The sequence below is a fragment of the Photobacterium piscicola genome (genome assembly GCF_046058925.1).
Taxonomy (GTDB): domain Bacteria; phylum Pseudomonadota; class Gammaproteobacteria; order Enterobacterales; family Vibrionaceae; genus Photobacterium; species Photobacterium piscicola.
Window position 1 is genome coordinate 322,991 of the sequence record NZ_CP175535.1, and the last position, 19,123, is coordinate 342,113.

Annotated in this window: 12 protein-coding genes; 5 read left to right on the plus strand and 7 right to left on the minus strand. The window is 36.6% G+C overall.

From position 1 onward, the window contains the following. Window positions 1-30: 30 nt before the first annotated feature. Window positions 31-459 carry a hypothetical protein gene (locus tag ACJZU6_RS16175; RefSeq protein WP_080155415.1) on the minus strand — a complete coding sequence of 143 codons (429 nt, stop codon included), beginning with the start codon at window positions 457-459 and terminating at the stop codon, window positions 31-33. A gap of 462 nt (window positions 460-921) precedes the next feature. On the opposite strand from ACJZU6_RS16175, the gene ACJZU6_RS16180 reads away from it, so the two are divergent. Both ACJZU6_RS16180 and ACJZU6_RS16185 read left to right on the plus strand, forming a co-directional pair. Next, window positions 922-1,353 carry a YhbP family protein gene (locus tag ACJZU6_RS16180; RefSeq protein WP_080155414.1) on the plus strand — a complete coding sequence of 144 codons (432 nt, stop codon included), beginning with the start codon at window positions 922-924 and terminating at the stop codon, window positions 1,351-1,353. Between the two features lie 402 nt (window positions 1,354-1,755). After that, window positions 1,756-2,466 carry a helix-turn-helix transcriptional regulator gene (locus ACJZU6_RS16185; protein ID WP_080155413.1) on the plus strand — a complete coding sequence of 237 codons (711 nt, stop codon included), beginning with the start codon at window positions 1,756-1,758 and terminating at the stop codon, window positions 2,464-2,466. Between the two features lie 41 nt (window positions 2,467-2,507). On the opposite strand, the gene pdxH is transcribed toward ACJZU6_RS16185, so the two are convergent. Then, window positions 2,508-3,146 (minus strand): pyridoxamine 5'-phosphate oxidase, encoded by a 639-nt coding sequence (pdxH, locus tag ACJZU6_RS16190; RefSeq protein WP_080155412.1) that lies wholly within the window; start codon window positions 3,144-3,146, stop codon window positions 2,508-2,510. 269 nt (window positions 3,147-3,415) lie between these two features. Here pdxH and ACJZU6_RS16195 point away from each other — a divergent pair, with 269 nt between their 5' ends. Next, a complete protein-coding gene (locus ACJZU6_RS16195; RefSeq protein WP_107275974.1) occupies window positions 3,416-5,353 on the plus strand; it encodes an EAL domain-containing protein in 1,938 nt (645 codons plus the stop codon). A 1,051-nt stretch (window positions 5,354-6,404) separates the two neighbouring features. Here ACJZU6_RS16195 and ACJZU6_RS16200 read toward each other — a convergent pair. From ACJZU6_RS16200 to ACJZU6_RS16215, 4 genes are all read right to left on the minus strand, one after another. Beyond that, window positions 6,405-7,151 (minus strand): phosphatase, encoded by a 747-nt coding sequence (locus ACJZU6_RS16200; protein ID WP_080156503.1) that lies wholly within the window; start codon window positions 7,149-7,151, stop codon window positions 6,405-6,407. Window positions 7,152-7,163: 12 nt separating this feature from the next. Continuing rightward, window positions 7,164-9,293 carry a tRNA(Met) cytidine acetyltransferase TmcA gene (locus tag ACJZU6_RS16205; protein ID WP_408901394.1) on the minus strand — a complete coding sequence of 710 codons (2,130 nt, stop codon included), beginning with the start codon at window positions 9,291-9,293 and terminating at the stop codon, window positions 7,164-7,166. 101 nt (window positions 9,294-9,394) lie between these two features. Then, on the minus strand, window positions 9,395-10,369 hold the full coding sequence (locus ACJZU6_RS16210; protein ID WP_080156501.1) for a ParB/RepB/Spo0J family partition protein: 975 nt from the start codon (window positions 10,367-10,369) through the stop codon (window positions 9,395-9,397). 7 nt (window positions 10,370-10,376) lie between these two features. Continuing rightward, window positions 10,377-11,591 carry an AAA family ATPase gene (locus ACJZU6_RS16215; protein WP_080156500.1) on the minus strand — a complete coding sequence of 405 codons (1,215 nt, stop codon included), beginning with the start codon at window positions 11,589-11,591 and terminating at the stop codon, window positions 10,377-10,379. A gap of 1,338 nt (window positions 11,592-12,929) precedes the next feature. Between ACJZU6_RS16215 and ACJZU6_RS16220 the strand changes: the two genes are divergently transcribed. Then, window positions 12,930-14,930 (plus strand): replication initiator protein RctB domain-containing protein, encoded by a 2,001-nt coding sequence (locus tag ACJZU6_RS16220; RefSeq protein ID WP_080156499.1) that lies wholly within the window; start codon window positions 12,930-12,932, stop codon window positions 14,928-14,930. A gap of 139 nt (window positions 14,931-15,069) precedes the next feature. Next, the gene (locus ACJZU6_RS16225) at window positions 15,070-17,349 is read left to right on the plus strand and encodes a patatin-like phospholipase family protein (RefSeq protein WP_408901395.1); all 2,280 of its coding nucleotides are present in this window, start codon (window positions 15,070-15,072) and stop codon (window positions 17,347-17,349) included. A gap of 313 nt (window positions 17,350-17,662) precedes the next feature. Here ACJZU6_RS16225 and ACJZU6_RS16230 read toward each other — a convergent pair whose 3' ends face one another. Then, window positions 17,663-18,895 carry a serine/threonine protein kinase gene (locus ACJZU6_RS16230; RefSeq protein WP_080156497.1) on the minus strand — a complete coding sequence of 411 codons (1,233 nt, stop codon included), beginning with the start codon at window positions 18,893-18,895 and terminating at the stop codon, window positions 17,663-17,665. Window positions 18,896-19,123: the final 228 nt, after the last annotated feature.

Below are 19,123 nucleotides of genomic sequence, written 5' to 3' on the forward strand. Positions count from 1 at the left end.
TTTGCTATACGGTAAATAACAGAGGCTCAATTATTTAATCGTTACTTGATAGCTGACATGAGCCGTAACACCAGCCTCAAGCTTGCCAGATAATTGCCAAATAATGCCGCCTTGATATCCATAATCATTAACACCATCAGGCGTCGAGATTTGGCAACTTAGCGCAGACGGTAAATTGCCATCATTGCAATCAATAGCAGTAGCTAAAGTGGTAAAATGAGGGACAGAAGCAGAAATATTAATATTAGAAATAGCACTATAGGTACTGTTAGCGACATAAATATTGTATTCAATTACATCACCAGGCTTGGCATCAATCAATGTTGATGCTTCACTCTGCTGCGTAATATTGGTAACGGTTTTTGTTAAAACCACATCATGAGAAATTGATGCTAAAACAGTATAACTGGTTATATTTAATATAAAAAAAACAGAAAAATCACGTAGATACTTCAACATAATTTTGCCTCTTATTTCTTAAATAACAACTTTATTACTTATGATTTTATTGTCTCATTAGTCATTCATTGTCTTATTTTTAAGAAAAAGCTCATAACCTCAGCAACAGAACGATGATCAAGATGGGATTTTTTACGGAGAATGTTACTTCAATTAAAATAACCCGTTCAATATATGATTAGCACATTGTAAAATAGTCATTTATTGACACTAGTGCCACATAAACATAATAATAAATCTTTAATAAACAATACGTTAAAAAAAACAAACACAATCTTCCTTCAAAACACTTATCAAAGCCTTGATCATCGTTCCATTCACGGAGAAGAAGGATTATTGCCCTCTGGTGAAATAAACGATAAAGTCAATTATGTATAATTATTCATTTTTATTAGTGTAAATAAATTAAAAAATATTTCTTTTTCCTAATATTTTAATTTAATCAATAGGCCGAGGTATATAGTGAATGAAACCAAACATATATGTGATTTTATAAAAAATAATTATTTATTAACGCTATGCACAAATAGTCCGTCTGACTTATGGTGTGCTCATTGTTATTATATTTTTGATTCAAATAAAATGTCTCTATTTATTATGACAAGTGAAGAAAGCCATCACAGTCAATTAATGATACTAAATAAGAATATCGTTGGCACAATAGCACCTCAGCCAAAGAATATAATTGATATAAAAGGTATCCAATTTAAAGGTTATATAGAAAAACTAACAAATAAAGAAGAAAAGCGAGCAAAGAATCTTTATTACAATATTTTTCCTACAGCAAAATTTATTTCAGCACCAATTTGGGAAATAAAATTGACGATGCTGAAGATGACTGACAATAGTTTAGGCTTTGGTAAAAAGCTCATTTGGCCCCCTCAAATGACTTAAATAACATACAATCACGGACGCATATCAATACAATTAACAAATGTCAACGGGTGATTTCCCCCCTATTTTGTTATCAACGGCTTAGATATAGTTGCTACATTAATATTTCACCCAGCACTGGGGAGATATTAATAATTATCCGTAAGGATAAAATCGATAAGGGTTGTAATATGTGATATCAAATTACAACACTTATTGATTATCTCTTCTACACGTCGTACAGGATTATACTCTTAGGAGTCAACGTCTTGTTTTTGCCGATCTCTATGATCGGCTTTTTTTTATTCAATAAATTTTCGCTTATAAATTGAGCATTACATACTATATAGATTTACCCAATGTAATAAACTCATTACAATTAACGAAAATTACTATTAATAATAGACATAAAGCTCATAAGAAATGGACACTCACAGTACTCACCCCTCATTAGATATATTAAACCAATTACCTGGTTGTTGGGGTTGTAAAGATATAAATTCAGTTTTTGTTTATGTAAATGAGGAATACTCCAAAATCATAGGATTTAAAAACCCACTTGATTGTATTGGCTTCACGGATTTTGATATCCCCCATTTAAGCGCTAAATATGCATATATCTTTCAGCAACAAGACTTGCAAGTAATGACGACCGAAAAACGGTTACGCATTCTTGATATACATCCTTATGCGGATGGGTCTTGGCGAGCACATTTATTTACAAAAACGGCATGGCGAGACAATAATAATAAAATTATTGGTACCATTTTCTCAGGCATAGAACTAAAAGATACATCTCTACTTGAAATTGGACATTGGCTCTGTCGAACTGACGCGATTAAGCAGCAAGAAAAAAGTCATCATTTCAATCATCATCCCGTAAATATTTTATTGAATACCCGCGAATCAGAAGTGTTATTTTTACTGCTGTACGGTAAGAAACCACAATATATATCTAAAACATTACAATTAGCCGTAAAAACAGTAGAAAACTATGTTGTTCGCCTACGAGATAAATTCAATGCTAATTCAAAAGGTGAGTTAATTGAATTAGCGCTTGATGCTGGCTTTGGTTCTCATATTCCAGAAAGTATGTTGAAGACACAACAATCTATCATATTACGTGAATATTAATAAAATTAGCAGAGTATAGATTACTCTGCTAATTCATTAGCTTATGGCGCTAAACGTTCAATATTCCAATCATTATCTTGATGACGGGAATATATGAAACGGTCATGTAAACGATGTTTACCACCTTGCCAAAATTCAATCGTTTGGAATTTAACTCTATATCCGCCCCAGAAACTAGGAAGAGGAACTTCCCCCGCCGAAAACTTCTGCTTTAATTCAAAAAACTTACCTTCTAAAGCCTGACGTGCAGACAAACGAGAGCTTTGTTTACTCGCCCAAGCGGCTATTTGACTTTCTTTTGGACGACTTGAAAAATACTTCATTACTTCAAGTGTTGATAGTTGCTCTACATAGCCAGTAACGTGGACTTGGCGCTCAAGTATATGCCAGGGAAAATGTAAACTGATTCTATTATTTAGATGCAATTGTTCAGCCTTACGGCTACTTAAATTTGTATAGAATATGAAACCTTCATTATCGACATCTTTTAATAAAACAATCCGTTGAAATGGTTGACCGTCAGCATTTACCGTCGCAATCGTCATTGCAGTCGGATCAGGTAAGTTGGCAGCAACAGCTTGTTGAAGCCACTTATTAAATAAATCGAGGGGGTCAGTTGGTAAATCATCGCGACGTAAACCACCTTTGGTATATTCTCGGCGAATATCACTTAAGTCCATTTTCTCTCTCCTACTTTAAAATACTTAATAATAAATCGTTACGTCATCATAAATAATTGAACAAAAAACACTTCTAGATTGCAAACGGATATTTATTGCATAAAGAAATAGACACATTTAGCGAAAAAGAACTTTAGTTGACAAACAATCAACTGCATATCGATTAGTTTTGATAAATTATATCAAATAGATATCTTCTTATTCAGCATCTCTTTATCAACTGTTTACTCGCTGAGTGCTGCACTTAACTTTTTTTTGGTGCTCAAATTATGACACTTTTCAAACGACAAGTTATTAGCCTAACCGTGTTAGTTTGCTCAGTTGTTAGCGCAGTGACTGCACAACAACTTTATTCAAGCTATTCCACATTAAAACATCAACATATCGTCGCATCACAAACAGATATTAATAGAGCCTTAGTTATACTACCTCAAGCTCTTACAAAGCTAAATGTTCCAATGATGTCAAATACTCAAGAGAAAAAATTATTAGCCATTGTTAATCATCTGTTTTCAAATGATAGCTATAGCCAAATAAACCTGACATCTGCCGATGCGCGCCAACTTATCCGTCAAGATAACGTTATATCGCCGATTCATTCACCAGCTTGGTTTCAATATATTTTTACGATTCCATCCCATACGGAACAACGAATAATTGAACATGAAAAGCAATCGCTTGGTTTATTAACAATAACAGTACAACCCATACTTAATTACCAACAATTATGGCAAATAAGCACGCGAACCGTACTATCAAATATACTGATTGCGCTTATCTCAAGTTTGTTAGTTTATGTTATTTGTTTAAAGAACTTCTCAGCATTAGCTCGGTTAACTGCCCGCGCTAAAACAATAGATAATTTAAATCAAGCACCACTATCAATACCGAATGAATCAGATTTAGCCATTATTGTGCGATCTTTTAATAAAATTTGTTATCAATTAGACACAAACTTTAAAAACCAAGCAGATGAAGCAATGAAATTAAGGCAACAAGCTTATCTTGATACTATTTCAGGGCTTGGGAACCGTAGTTTCTTTATTCATCAACTCAGTTCATGGCTGAATGAATCACATAAAGGTGGTTTAGGATTAATTCAAACAGATTTAATTAATGAGTGCTATCAGAATGAAGGTTTCAAACAAGGTGATGAATTAGTCAAAACAATAGCAACACGATTAAATGAAGTTTTAATCTTTAACGATGCAACACTTGCTCGCTTATCTAAAGATGAATTTGCAGTTCTTATCCCTAATATATCCATTGAAAAACTTACGCTTTATAGTAAATCATTAATAAACGTCTTTAATGACTTAAGTACTAACACCATTAATGACAATGTTGCTATTGGTTTAGTCTTCAATAACAACAAAAGTACGCCAAGTCAGATATTAACCCAGCTAGATAATGCATTAACTCAAGCCAAAATAATGCCTCATGAATCAGTGGCAATAATCAAAGATATAAATAATCAAACCACACTAGGTAAGCAACAATGGAAAGCATTACTTGAAGAAGCCATCAGTGAAGACTTATTTACTTACAAATATCAACCAGCCACCCTATCAAATGGTATCAATTATCATTATGAAGTATTTACCGCCATTAAGAAAAACAATAACTACTATTCAGCAGGTATGTTCTTAGGTGCGATAGAAGACTTAAAAATAGGTAGTTGGTTTGACAGACACGTTATTGTTACGATCATAAATAAATTAAATGCCGATAGGACAAGTGGTCCTTTCGCCATAAATATCACCAACAGCTGTATTAACGATCCAAGCTTTATTAGGTGGTTAGATAATTTATTACAAAAAAACACATTACTCAGCTCTCGGTTATTTTTTGAAATTCAAGAAATAAGCTGTATCAGGCATACAGATGCGGCTGGTATTTTATGCTCTATTATTCGTAAATACGGGTTTGGGTTTGGTATTGATAACTACGGTCGTAATTTTCAATCTTTAACTTACCTAAAAGAGTTACAACCTAATTACGTAAAAATCGATTACGTCTACACCCACCAACTGAATGATCAAACTAAATCAACTGTATTATCTTCAATTTGTAGAACTGCACACAGTCTTAATATTAAAGTGATCGCAACACGAGTAGAAACAGAAACTCAATTAGAGCGGCTATCTGAATTATTTGTTGGAGGCTATCAAGGATTTATCACGGATAAACACACTCAACCTGCATAAATCATTTACACTGTAAATTCAAACCACAGATGAAGTCTATTTACACTGTAAATAGACTTTTCCTTTTATCACTTTACAGTGTAAATTCCAATTTCACCTCAGACACGAAACTATCCTCCTGGTGTATTTACAGTGTAAATGATTATCCCCCCAACGCACCAATAAGCAATTTGCTGCATAGTATATTTTTCTATATACTTTTTATTTATTATCCCAACTCCCCTTCTTGTTAGCTATGGTCGTTAGCTATGGTTGTTAGCTATGGTTGTTAGCTATGGTTGTTGGCTGTGGTTGTTGGCTGTAGTTGTTGGCTGTAGTTGTTGGCTGTAGTTGTTGGCTGTAGTTGTTGGCTGTAGTTGTTGGCTGTAGTTGTTGGCTGTAGTTGTTGGCTGTAGTTGTTGGCTGTAGTTGTTGGCTGTAGTTGTTGGCTGTAGTTGTTGGCTGTAGTTGTTGGCTGTAGTTGTTAGCTGTGGTTGTTAGCTGTGGTTGTTAGCTGTGGTTGTTAGCTGTGGTTGTTAGCTGTGGTTGTTAGCTGTGGTTGTTAGCTGTGGTTGTTAGCTGTGGTTGTTAGCTGTGGTTGTTAGCTGTGGTTGTTAGCTGTGGTTGTTAGCTGTGGTTGTTAGCTGTGGTTGTTAGCTGTGGTTGTTAGCTGTGGTTGTTAGCTGTGGTTGTTGGCTGTGGTTGTTAGCTGTGGTTGTTAGCTGTGGTTGTTAGCTGTGATTGTTGGCTGTGGCTGTAATTGTTGGCTGTAATTGTTGGCTGTAATTGTTGGCTGTAATTGTTGGCTGTAATTGTTGGCTGTAATTGTTGGCTGTAATTGTTGGCTGTAATTGTTGGCTGTAATTGTTGGCTGTAATTGTTGGCTGTAATTGTTGGCTGTAGTTGTTGGCTGTAGTTGTTGGCTGTAGTTGTTGGCTGTAGTTGTTGGCTGTAGTTGTTGGCTGTAGTTGTTGGCTAGAATTATAATATTTACAGTGTAAATTAATATGACGATTTACACTGTAAATATAATTAAGTCTCAGTTTACACTGTAAACCAAAACATTATCTGATCACCATTTATGATTTTCATATTGTTCAGCAACAGACTTTCCACGCTCAGTTAAGAATGCTAAGAATGTTTCAGGGCATTGAGTCACAATTAATTCCTGCGGAAAATCAACATGTGCTAACAAAGTCTTAATGCTTGAGAAGTTACCAACATCCGCCGCAAAATGAGCATCAGACCCTGTCGTAATTCGAGCCCCAAGTTCTTTTGCTAGTGCAGCAATATCTTCACATCGAGGTGCACTACCAACACGAGAGCGGCCCAATGATGAGTTATTGATTTCAACTAACACATTATTCTTAGCGGCAATACGAATGACGGCTTCAAAATCGAAATCATAATTAGGATTTCCAGGGTGACCGATCGCATCAACCACGCCTGACTGTATTGCATTAATCAATGCTTCAGTATGATCACTTTTCGTCATCGGTTTAAAAACGGGCTCATGCAAACTCGCTATCACCCAATCTAATTTCGCTAAAACGGTATTATCAAGATCGACCTCACCCGCAGTATTCTTGATATTTGCCTCAACACCACGTAAAACAGCGACACCTTCAAGAAATCGAGGAAGGACACGTTGATTCGCAAAATACCAGAAATGAGGAGCACCAGGCATTAAAGAAGCATGGTCAGTATTACAAAACATTTTTAATCCCTTTGCCGCAGCAGCTTGGGCATTTTCAATGATTGTACTATAAGCATGACCACTGGATAATGTATGTGTATGTGTATCAACTTGAATTTGCATAATGAAAAACCTCTAATAAACTTGAGAAGATAAAGAATAATAACGAGCAACTATATTTCGTAAATGCTGCTGAGCAACTTTACGACTGGCTAAATGATATCGCTCCCCCACCGCTGACCAAGTTTGTTTTTGCAAAATCTTAGCTACCGCAAAGCCGACATCATCATTCCAAGCACAATCATCTTGCAACAAATACTGTGAGAGCCAACTTTCAAGACTAGCAACCACGACATCATAACCAAGTCCACCTTGAATAAAGGTTTGTAGCTGATGTTCAATCTGTATCTGTGATAAGCCATAATTCAATGGTTGCTGAACATTTTGAGAATATAATTTAAAAAACAATTGGCTATCAAGCTGACTAAATTGTTCAACTCGCTGGCAAATAAAAGATGCACTGAACAAAGCAACCGCCTCATCAAACCATAATAACGCAGCGCTTGATAACGGTTTAACAAACAATAAAGAATGGAGACCACTCGCTGCATCTTTAGTGATTCCTAACCGCAACGGCCGTAATGAACAATGACACCAAAAATCCACAAGCTCATTAGCCGCACCAAAGCTTGTACCGATATAGTCAATGTTTTCATTCTGTGCTTGTTGTAAAACAGCGTCCACCAAATGGGTACCAATACCTTGTTGTTGAAAACTATCAGCAACAGCAATACGTAATATACGATAACAACGCTGCTCGGCCGCAATCGCATAACCTAAATGAGCCGCTAAGGATTGAGCCAATAAATGCCCTTGTGGACGACGTTTACCTTGCATCACTAATTGTGCAAGTTCAGCATCAAATCCACCTTCTTTAGACACAACACAACAACCAATAATTGTCTTCGCTTGTAACGCAACAATCAGTGATAGTTCAGGATCATCTAGCAGTTGTTGAATATCATTGGGCGAGGTTTGGTAATGGGCGTTAATCAATAAACCAAACAGTTGGTTTAATAAGTTTTCATTAGCCGCTAATTCAGAGGTCGGTAACACAGAATATTCAATCGCAGCGACATCAGAACCAACATCAAGCGCAGTACAATTCGGGGCTTCGGCGGATAATAACAACGCTTTAAAAATCCAAGCTTCAAGCGGATCGCCTACAGCCCAGCGAATAGGTTGTTCTAAATGATAACTGCGCCACTGTGGCATTTTAATTGTTAATTGTTGTTTGAATTTAATTTCAAACCCACGCCCAGTGCCTTCATAACCATGAATAGTCGTCGCAAAAATTAATCGATTATGATGAGAAAGTAACGCCATTAAGATAGATGCTGGAATAGCGGCAGCTTCATCCACCATAATAAAATCAAATTCTGATGCGCGGTTAACTATTTCATCAGCGGCTACAAATTCTAACTGGCTAGCGCCAAAATGTAATTGATGTCGATGTGGTTGTAGCGCCGTTGCTAAGCGTAATTTAGCAAGTTTAAATACCGTATCCGCACAAGCAAAAGAAGGAGCCGTAACAGCGATTTTAATTGTTCGTGTTTGTAATAATTCAGCAGCAGCAATACCAAGCGCCGCCGATTTACCTCGACCACGATCAGCAGACAACACTAATGGACGTTTACTATGGCCGGTCACAACTTTAATAATCGCATCCACTGCGTCTACTTGGCCTGCAGTTAAACACCCTCGTTGAACATTAGCATCCGTAAATATTTGAGAAGAAGATAAGTCATCAGGTATCACAGCTAAAGATAAGAACTCGACAGGTTGTGACTGCTGAATAAGCATAACCTCAGGCTCTAAAAACAAACGACCTAAACGATGATAAAAATGAGAGCTAATATTAGCAAGTCGCCATGTTGGTGGCGTAATAATAACAAGAATACCCCCACCTTTAACGGTGCCAGAAAGTGCACCGAGTGTATTTGCATTCAATCCATCTAATGCGTTGATAGCCACCATATCAAATTCTTGCCCAAGCCATTGCTTTGACTGTTTAAGAGATGAAGGCACAAATGACATTGGCGCATTATCCCCAGCCCATAATCGTTGTGAAAAGTGCTTACCAATAACAGTTGCCATTGTCGTTGCCCATTCGCAATCGCCTTCTAAGACAATTAACTGACGACAAAAATGGTGTGATAATTGTTGCTGAAGTTGAGCGAAGAAAATATCTAACTGCGCCGACATAAATAGATCCATAAATAAATGACCTACAGATCATAACACAGCCACAACAGGCATAAAAAAACCACGCATAATTGCGTGGCTTTTATTAAGTAAAATAAACGTTACTTTAGATAATCATTTAAATAAGCCAGTACATCATTGATTTGACGATCACTCATCTTTTTCAATTTAAGCTGTAACTTATCACCATCACGCATATAAGAGACTTTACCCTTAATTAAATCTTGCGATGTTGGCTTCTCAATCACTGTCTTAGGATGTAATTGCTCACCTAATTGTTCTAATTTACCTGTTACTTCACGCGTAATACGGCTAATGCCTTGTGCGTTAATCGTCTTCCACAATGCTGCATTATCACCGCTCAAATCAGCAATCATGTGTTGCTGTTGTTCGTGATTTAAACCAAAGAAAATACGGTGAAGTTTAACAATAGTAGGACGACCAAGTTCACCCACACTAGGATAAGCCATCAATAATTCCATCGGTAAACTTGCAGCTTTTAGTGCACCACTCACTAATGCTTCACTGCACTGTAAATACTTAGCCAGTTCTTTTTGATCAGCAACTTTGCCAGTATCTAACAGCGACTGCATTTCTTTACCACGTTCAAATAAAGATAATGGCTTATGCGCGTTCGCAACATCGGACAAAAATTTAGCATGCTCAGTATTGATGCCTTTAGCGACATAAATTAGAAAATCTTTATGAGCAATAATACAAGACATACGACGGCGGCTACCGTCTAATACTTCAATACGACCATCATCAAGCCAACGACCAACGGCGGGATATTGCTGGCCACGATCTTTTAACGTTACTAAAATATCAGCAAGAGCATGCTCATTTAAAAAAGCTTGCTCACGCGCATTTTCAGCAAAAACGATCGTTTGTGTGCTGATATCATCTGCGTTTACTTTTACTAATTCAAAAGCAACAGTATCTTCGCCAGCAACAGCTAATTCAATCACAGCGGCTTTATCACGGGCTGCTGTTTGTGCTTCTGTAACATTGGTCGCACGACGTTTATCGGCTTTACCAAATAAACGTGCATTAAGATCTGTAGTTTTAATTGCCATCTGTCAATTACTCCTCGTTCAAGTTTGCCCAGTGGCTGTGCATAACACGTTCTAATTCAAGACCAACACGCTGAATGGCTTCTTGAGCCGTAGAAAGGGTCTTCTTACCGCCTTCAAATTCAGCCGCAGTAAGGTCAAAAACAGTGCTATAAGTGTCTGCACATGTCTCAAAAGCGCGGCTTCGTGGTACTGTCGCCATCATTACTTGCTCACGTAACAAGTAATTCATTTCGGTTAATACTGAAACTTGCTTTTTATTATCGTCTTCAAACATCGTTGGCATCAGACGAATGAATTCTAATCCGTGCCAATCTTCTGGAAACATCTCATAAACAGTGGGTAAATGCTGAAAGAAGTTAACGGTTGATGCCCAGTCTAAACGTTTAGCAGCACAAGGAATGATCAACGCATTTGATGCATACATTGCATTCCAAACTAATGGATCAATATGAGGACCCGTATCAATCATGATGATATCGAACTCATCAGCAATCGGATCAATCACTTTTTCTTTAAGTAAACGCACGATATCAAGATCTTGATTTACAGCCAAATCTTGCCATGCATCAGCATTGAACATCGCATCTTCAGGGAAAGCTGCAATGGTTTTAAGATTCGGATATTGGGTTGGCATTACCACATTATCCATTACAAAATGCTTATCCGTTAACACACCTTCCGGCACGTTATCTAACATTACGTCCACTGCTGAATAAATAGTCTCTTGTTTACCTATACTAATCAATGGATTAAGAAATAAACGTAACGATCCTTGAGGATCAAGGTCAATAAGACAAATTCTGTAACGCTTATCTAAATCTAAGGCTAAACAAGCAGCGATGTGCACCGCTGTCATCGATTTTCCAGTACCACCTTTCTGATTCTGGACATTCACCACCCAAGGTTTACGTCCAGCGCCTTCTCGTTGATAAAAAGCAGGCTTTTTTGCTGACTCCATCAACTGATGTGCTTCTTCAAGGGTAATTGAATAGTGATTTGCTTTATTTTTTGTAAATTGATGCCCAGTCGCTTCCATACGTGAAATTGCATCATCTAACTTGCGACGAGTTAAACCTGAGCGCGTTTCCATTAATGCTTTTGACATTGGTGGAAAAACTTCCTCGCGACGCTCTTCTAAAACAATTTCAATACGATCCGCTTGTACTTGTTTAGTTTGCTCTGCAATATTGAGCAAATTTTGTATCGTCTGTTCCCTATTCATTAGTACTCTTCGCCATGATAATAGACTGCCTCTATTGTACAATAAAACACACTGTAAACAATAAAAAGCTGAACAAAAACATGTGATACCAATCTCAACTAAAAAACATCGATTAATGCAAAAAGCATAAAAAAATAAGGTTTTTAGACTTCAATCTACTCAAAAATCCAACCTAATCTACCTCATTAAACCCATTTCGCAAAACTGTTACAGTGTCACAAGTTTACAATGTAAATTCAACTCATCTGCATTATTAACGGAACAATGAAAAAATAGTGATAATTTACGGATAATGTCATTTCAATATAAAAAAGAGTCGATGAAAGATTTTATTCTATTTGCTAGTGAAATCACCCAATTTCATTAGTAAAAAGTAAAAAAAAGCAAAATAACACTAAAAACAACCTGAAATCATATTCAGTGAATTCATAAAAGCTCATGATTACTTGATCATTGTTCCAACAAAGAAGAACAAAAGATGAAACGATGATCAAGCAAAGATAATTGCTAATATAGACCTGTAAACCGTACTTTTAGACTCACTTAATAGCGGAAAAATGATCAAGATAAAGTTCAATGATCACAATTATTGAGTTAACAACACGGAAGCATGTAAAATTGAAGATAAACTACGGGGAACGCTGATTCAATAAGGGTTGGGGCTTCATAGCTGTCATTTAAAATCTACTAAACAACCGCTTAATTTCTTCAATATGGAGAATTGAAATACACCAAATACACGATGATCATTGATCCAATGGCGGATACATGACAAATCCACATTGGTTTACGTTGAATGTCATCTCAATTAAGTGTCAATTCAACTTAAAAAAGCATTTGCGAGAAGCAATACAAGCATAAATATGCCCCAAAAACTTGAAAACACACCAACATGATCATCTTTCCAGTAAAAAAAGGCTATCGATAACACTGAAAATAACAATCAACACCAATAAATACGTACTCTCACATCTTAGTTGTGGATAACTTTGTGGAAAAGGTGATAATCAATGATGATCATGCTTTCATTATTATTATGATCATGTTTTCAGCTTTATAATGATCATCTTTCCAGTGCTATGATGATCATGCTTTCTAGCGCTATATGATCATGTTTCTGTACTTCTGTTGATCATCGTTCCAACTGCCTGTAAAATAATAATTATTATAAACATACAGTTACAACGAATTTTCTCACCTGATCATTAGATCATATAATCAATAAGATCAGATTTAATCATAAAGATCAGTTTTAAAATCTTTAAATAAAAAACTTTATTTATTGATCTTTTTCTATTAATCTCTACGGAAAGATGATGCTTCTACGGCTAATGACAAATGAATTCCGTTCGAAATACTAAAAAAAATCCGATTGATAAGATATTGATCGAAGCGCCAAGATCACACAAAGATGGTCATTTATTTGTGATCCCTGCAAATTTGGTTGATTGGTTACCCCAATACCAGCATTTTAAAGGTGTAACCAAAAGTATTATCGAACTGTTGAATTTAATTTCATTACGTGGCTTATCAAGCCAAGATGGTATGGTTTCAACAACTGAACTTATTGAAGCAACAGAAGGCCAGTTAACCCGCGCTGCTATTCAGCAACGTTTACGGGCAGCTGTCAGTGTTGGGCTATTTAATCAACAGCCAGTGCGATTTGAAGAAGGCCTTGCTGGTAAAACTATGCTGCATCACTTTATTAATCCAGCACTACTCATCTCTCAGCTTGGTACTGGTAGTTTACTATCAGATCAATTTAAGCAACGTGAAAAACAAAAGCGGTCTAAGGCATTAGCCCAAAATCATGTTAACCGTCGCTTATTGACTGAATATGGTTTAGGTACTCCACCATCGATGCCAGATGAAGCTGATCAAATTGTGGTATCGCCAACAAGTTGGGCTGGTATTATTGATCAAGCTTTAGCGCCACCACGAACAAAGAAAAGTTATCAAAAAGCAATGGTTGCGATCAGTGGCACTAAAGCGATCATTGAAACACGATCTTCAAAATCGATCATGACTGTTGATGATCTTATGACGTTATTTGCATTGTTTACGCTAACCGTACAATATCACGATCATCATCTTGCGGATTATGAGATCCAACTCCGCTCAATGGCAAATAAAACCCCTGTTTATATCACTGATATTTTAGCTTTACGTGGTAAAAAAGACAGTGGCCCTGCTCGTGATTCTATTCGCGAAAGTATTGATCGTATCGAATTTACAGATTTTCAGTTGCATGAATTAACCGGTCGTTGGCTGAGTGAAAATATGCCAGAAGGTTTTAAAAGTGATCGGTTTAGATTTATTGCTCGTACGATCACAGCATCAGAAGAAGCGCCTCAAGAAGGTGACGATGGTGAGATTCGCATCAAACCTAACTTGTATATTTTAGTGTGGGAACCTTCCTTTTTTGATGAATTACTCACCCGTGATTATTTCTTCTTGTTCCCACCAGAGATTTTACGTCAACATACTTTAGTGTTTCAACTGTACACGTTTTTTAGAAGCCGCATGTCACGTCGTGTTGTTGATTCAATGCTATTAAGTGAATTGAATCAAAAACTTGCTAGAAATATTGAATGGCGTCGTTTTTCTTCAGATATTATTCGTGAATTAAAAAAACTGGCAGAAGGTAAAGTGACAGAGACGATGTTTGCGGTTAATTTATGGGGTTATCATTTAACGATTTCGGCTGATGATGTTGATAAACGTTATACAGATTATCGAATAGATATTAAATCTGATGCTGAAGAAGTTATTCGTTATTCTCGTGCGAAAACCACTAATGAAGGCAAACGTAATATGGCACCAACGATGCCAAATCCATTACGTAATGAGATTATGCCTAAACAAGCACTAGATCAGTTATCCGCGATTATTGATGGCGAATTTGAACCAATCCAACGTAAAGAACCTCGACCTCGAGGGCGGTTAGGACGTCGTATTAAGCTGCGTAAGCATTTAGTTGAAATAAATGCAGATGAACTTACTATCGTTTTATCTAAATATACCTCTTCTGAGGCGCTACAACGTAGTATTACGGCGTTGTCTGCAATGACTGGTCATCCAGCTACTACGATTACAGAAGAGTGTCAGGGGTATTTAGAGAAGCTTGATTGGCTTCATGTCGCAGGGGAGCGTGTTAGTTATGAAACGCTCAGTAAAACGGTTGAGCTGTACAATAGCCGTCAAGATGAACGCCATTTATCCATTGAACGCTTAATTTCAGGTTTAGCCGTTCGTCGAAAAGTATGTAAATTGGTTCATGAAGGTCATATAACCGATCAAGTATTAACAGCCTTAGATGATGTCGCAAAAGGAATTTAAAACATAAATAGTGATAGCTGAATAGAGAAAGAGCGTGTTTATCGACGCTCTTTTTGTTTTAATACTGCTAAAGGGTTAACACGTAATACTTTGATGTGTATTACGTTATACTAAGTATTATTGTTAGCGGAGTTAGACGATGTTGTTTAGTAAAAAGAATTTTAGCAGTATTTTATGTTGTATTTTTGTGAGTACATCAACTGTTAATGTCTATGCTGCAACAGCAGATCGTCCTGTTATTGAGCGTCCTAAAATTGGTGTAGTGCTTAGTGGCGGTGGTGCAAAGGGTGCGGCCCATATTGGCGTACTGGAAGTTCTTGAAGAAAATCGTATTCCAGTTGATATTGTGACTGGTACGAGTATGGGAGCCTATGTCGGTGGCATGTATGCCATGGGGCTGTCTGCTCACGAAGTTAAACAACGAACATTTGATATTAACTGGAATACGGGTTATATCGATAGGGCTAGTCGTAATGATCTATCGTTACGAAGAAAGAAACAAGGCGATACTTATCAGTTACATACTGATTTAGGTTTGGATATTAATGGTGAGTTTAAATCTCGCCCTGGTGCATTTCAAGGCCAAGGGCTCGCTGTTATTTTACGCCAACTTACCGTTAATTTACCGGCATTAAAAACCTTTGATCAACTCGCTATTCCATACCGCAGTGTTGCGACGGATATAACGAAGGTAACCCCTGTTATTATTGACTCTGGTAATTTAGCCACTGCAATGCAAGCATCAATGACGGTGCCTGGCGCATTAAAACCCGTTCACCTCGATGGTAAGTTACTTGTTGATGGTGGGGTCGTTAATAATATGCCTGTTGATGTGGCAAAGCAGCTTGGCGCTGAGGTTATTATTGCGGTGGATTTACGTGATAGTTTAATGCCTAAAAAAGATTTAGATAGCGCTTTAAATATTGTGTCACAGTTAACGACCTTTATGACTAATGCCAGTGCTGACTATCAGAAAAGCTTAATGAAGCCGAATGATATTTATTTACAACCCAATGTTTCTTTTATGACTGCAGCTGATTTTGATAAATTAGATCAGGCTTATCAAGCGGGACGGAAAATAGCCCAAGCATCACTTCCTCGTTTATTACGCTATCAATTATCAACTTCTGATTATGCTAAATATAATAAAGAAAAAAATATGAGACGAGTGAAATTATCTGCACATGACTCATATTTTATTGATGATATTGAAATCATCAATAATACTAATTTACCGGATAAAACATTATTAGCACAACTAGAATTAAAAACAGGTAAAGTGATTTCTAATAATGAATTAGAACAATCTGTGAAACGCTTACAGAGTGAAGATATCTATGGTCGAATTAATTATTCAATAAAGCAAAAAGATAATAAAAATATTTTAGTGATGGATATTAATGAAAAATCTTGGGGGCCTGGATACTTAAACTTTACACTGGCGTTTGAAGATGATTTTGAAAGCCGATCTGATTTTTCTTTTGGCGCACAATATATTTATACTGATCTTACCGATAAAGGTGGAGAGTGGTTACTTGAGTGGAAACTGGGGAGTTGGAAGGATATTTCAACTGAACTATATTTTCCGATAGATTATCAACAACATTTCTTTACTGCTTTTGGCGCTGCAACGAGTAATGAAATTCGTCGATTTGATAATTTTAATGCTTATAATTTAAATACAGAAGATCTAAAAAATATTGATGCGAAATATAATCAAACTAATGCTTACGCTGAAATGGGATGGAATATAAGACCATGGGCAGCATTAACATTAGGGTATAAAGGTCAAACAGGTAGTATTGCGGTATCAGCATTGGATAGTAAAGAAAACTATGATTTATATGGACCATATTTAGATCTTACTTATGATGATTTAGATAGCTTCTTCTTTCCATCTTATGGTTCTTATTTAAATGGTGAGATTGGCTATAGTAATACCTTACGTCGACCAACGTCAGGTGAATCAGAGTCTGGTGACACGGTATATTATAATTTATCGATAATTAAACCATTCACATACGATAAACATACAATGGTATTTTCAATAAAAACTGCTGGTTCAGATGCTGATAATTTATTACCTATCTACGCTCAAGATCTTGGAGGATTATTTAATTTATCGGGCTATCATCGTTATGAGTTAAATGGTCGTTATAGTGCTTTAACCAGTTTAATATACCGTTATCGTGTTATTGATAATAATTTTGGAGCATTTAAGTTTCCGGTATATGTTGGCGGTTCACTTGAAAAAGGTGGCGTATGGGATCGCACATCAGCCATGAGTTGGCACAGTGCGATTACTGCTGGCAGTGTGTATGTTGCCGTAGATTCCATTTTAGGGCCTGTTTATTTAAGTTATGGTCAGACATCCACGGGTGAAAGCTCATTCTACCTTTCACTCGGAGGGACATTGTAAATATAAATGTATTAATGTTTATTTATTAACGATGGATATTCAATTGTGAATATCCATTTAATACTTTACATATATTTGACAAATTAAAGTGAATTTAGTTGATAATCGTTAGCGATACACTTTTTGCTTTTATTTATTTATTCTCTGTTTATATGGATATAAATAGATTAACAATAAAATATTTAAAAGTATTATATGATTTTTTCGAGTCTCTTGAGGCTCGTTTTTTTTTGTTATTAATTTGATTGAATACACGCACAAAAACGCCCCTTAATAATAGTAATTAATAAAGGGCGAATAATAGGATGATTATTTAGTATTCCCAATGCTCAATATTATGTGAACCACTAAACTGATTAGGGAAATAATCCTCACACTTACCTTCACGCCATACATCAGCCGTTGCACAGTGTAAACCACCACCAAAAGCATACGCATCACGTAAATCAACCGGAATAACGTTAAAGCCGAGTTTATCAAATTGCTCCATTTGTGCTTTTTCGCTGGCTTCAACACACACTGTTTTATGGTCAATGATCAATGTATTCATTGATAGCCACGTACTTGAATAACAAAGTGGTGGTGGGTTATCCCATGCAGGTTTAACGGCTTCAACAATTTGCCAATCATTCTTTTCAAAAATTTCACGTTGGCCGGCAAATAATGGCCGATGTGGATTAAGCAACATTAGACCTGGGCGTAAAGGACAGAATGTAGCATCAATATGAATTGGGTGATTATCTGCAAAACTTAATGTATGGATACGGTATCCCATTGGCTCATATTTACGCTTGATCCAGTGAATACCGGCTAAGTTAGTGGTTAAGCCATGTTGAACAAAGATATCTTTACCTAAGCGCATGACATCTGCGGCATCAAATAAAATATCTGTTTCTTTGGTGCTGTATTCTTTATTTAATGAACGCGCCATTGTTTCTTCATCAGATAAATATTCATAAGCAGCAACATAATCCATACGGAAACTATCGTCAGATAAACGTGGGCGTGGTGCTTGTTCGATCATACATTTTTGATCTGATTCAAAATATTCACGAAGAAGATCAGTGTATGCCAAATATTCAAAATAACGGCTTCTAAAGCTCATGGGTGCCATTAGAATACTTTTACCCATAGTAAGCAAGCAATCACGAGGAGGCATGCAACCAAAGCCTGAGCTGATTGAAAAATCGGGAGTATTGATACGATCATGCCAGTCAACGGCGCCTGGACGGTCAACAATGATGCCACGGTTTTCAAGGATCTGCGCAAAACCATTTAAACATTCGTTTGCACGATCAATGGACTCTTGAGTACGGCGACCTGCTTTACTACCACGCATTGGTGAATCAGCAGGGATCTTTTCATTACTAGCGGGGCAAGCTTCTGGAATATGTTGGTTATCAGCAATACCAACAATAACATGACGAAGAGGATCAAAATCGTTATAAGACTCGACATGTAATCCCGGTCTAACATAAGGCACACCTGATTCTTTGCGCTCAAGCGGTAAAGAAGCATTTGGATAAAAATCGTTTGAAATACTCATTGCAAATTCTCCATGAGAACGAATAGTTGTATTGAAACAGTGTGTATTGGCACATTGTTAGTTTTACTTACGATAACGAATATTTATTCTTCTATTTAACAATGTGTTATGTCGCTGCCTCTCGCTGTTGAAGATCATGAGTTGTGCTCTTCAATGGTTTTATAATGCGCCTTTAAAACTGATTTTATAGCGAAGTTATGCCGATAAATGTCGATTATATGCTGATGA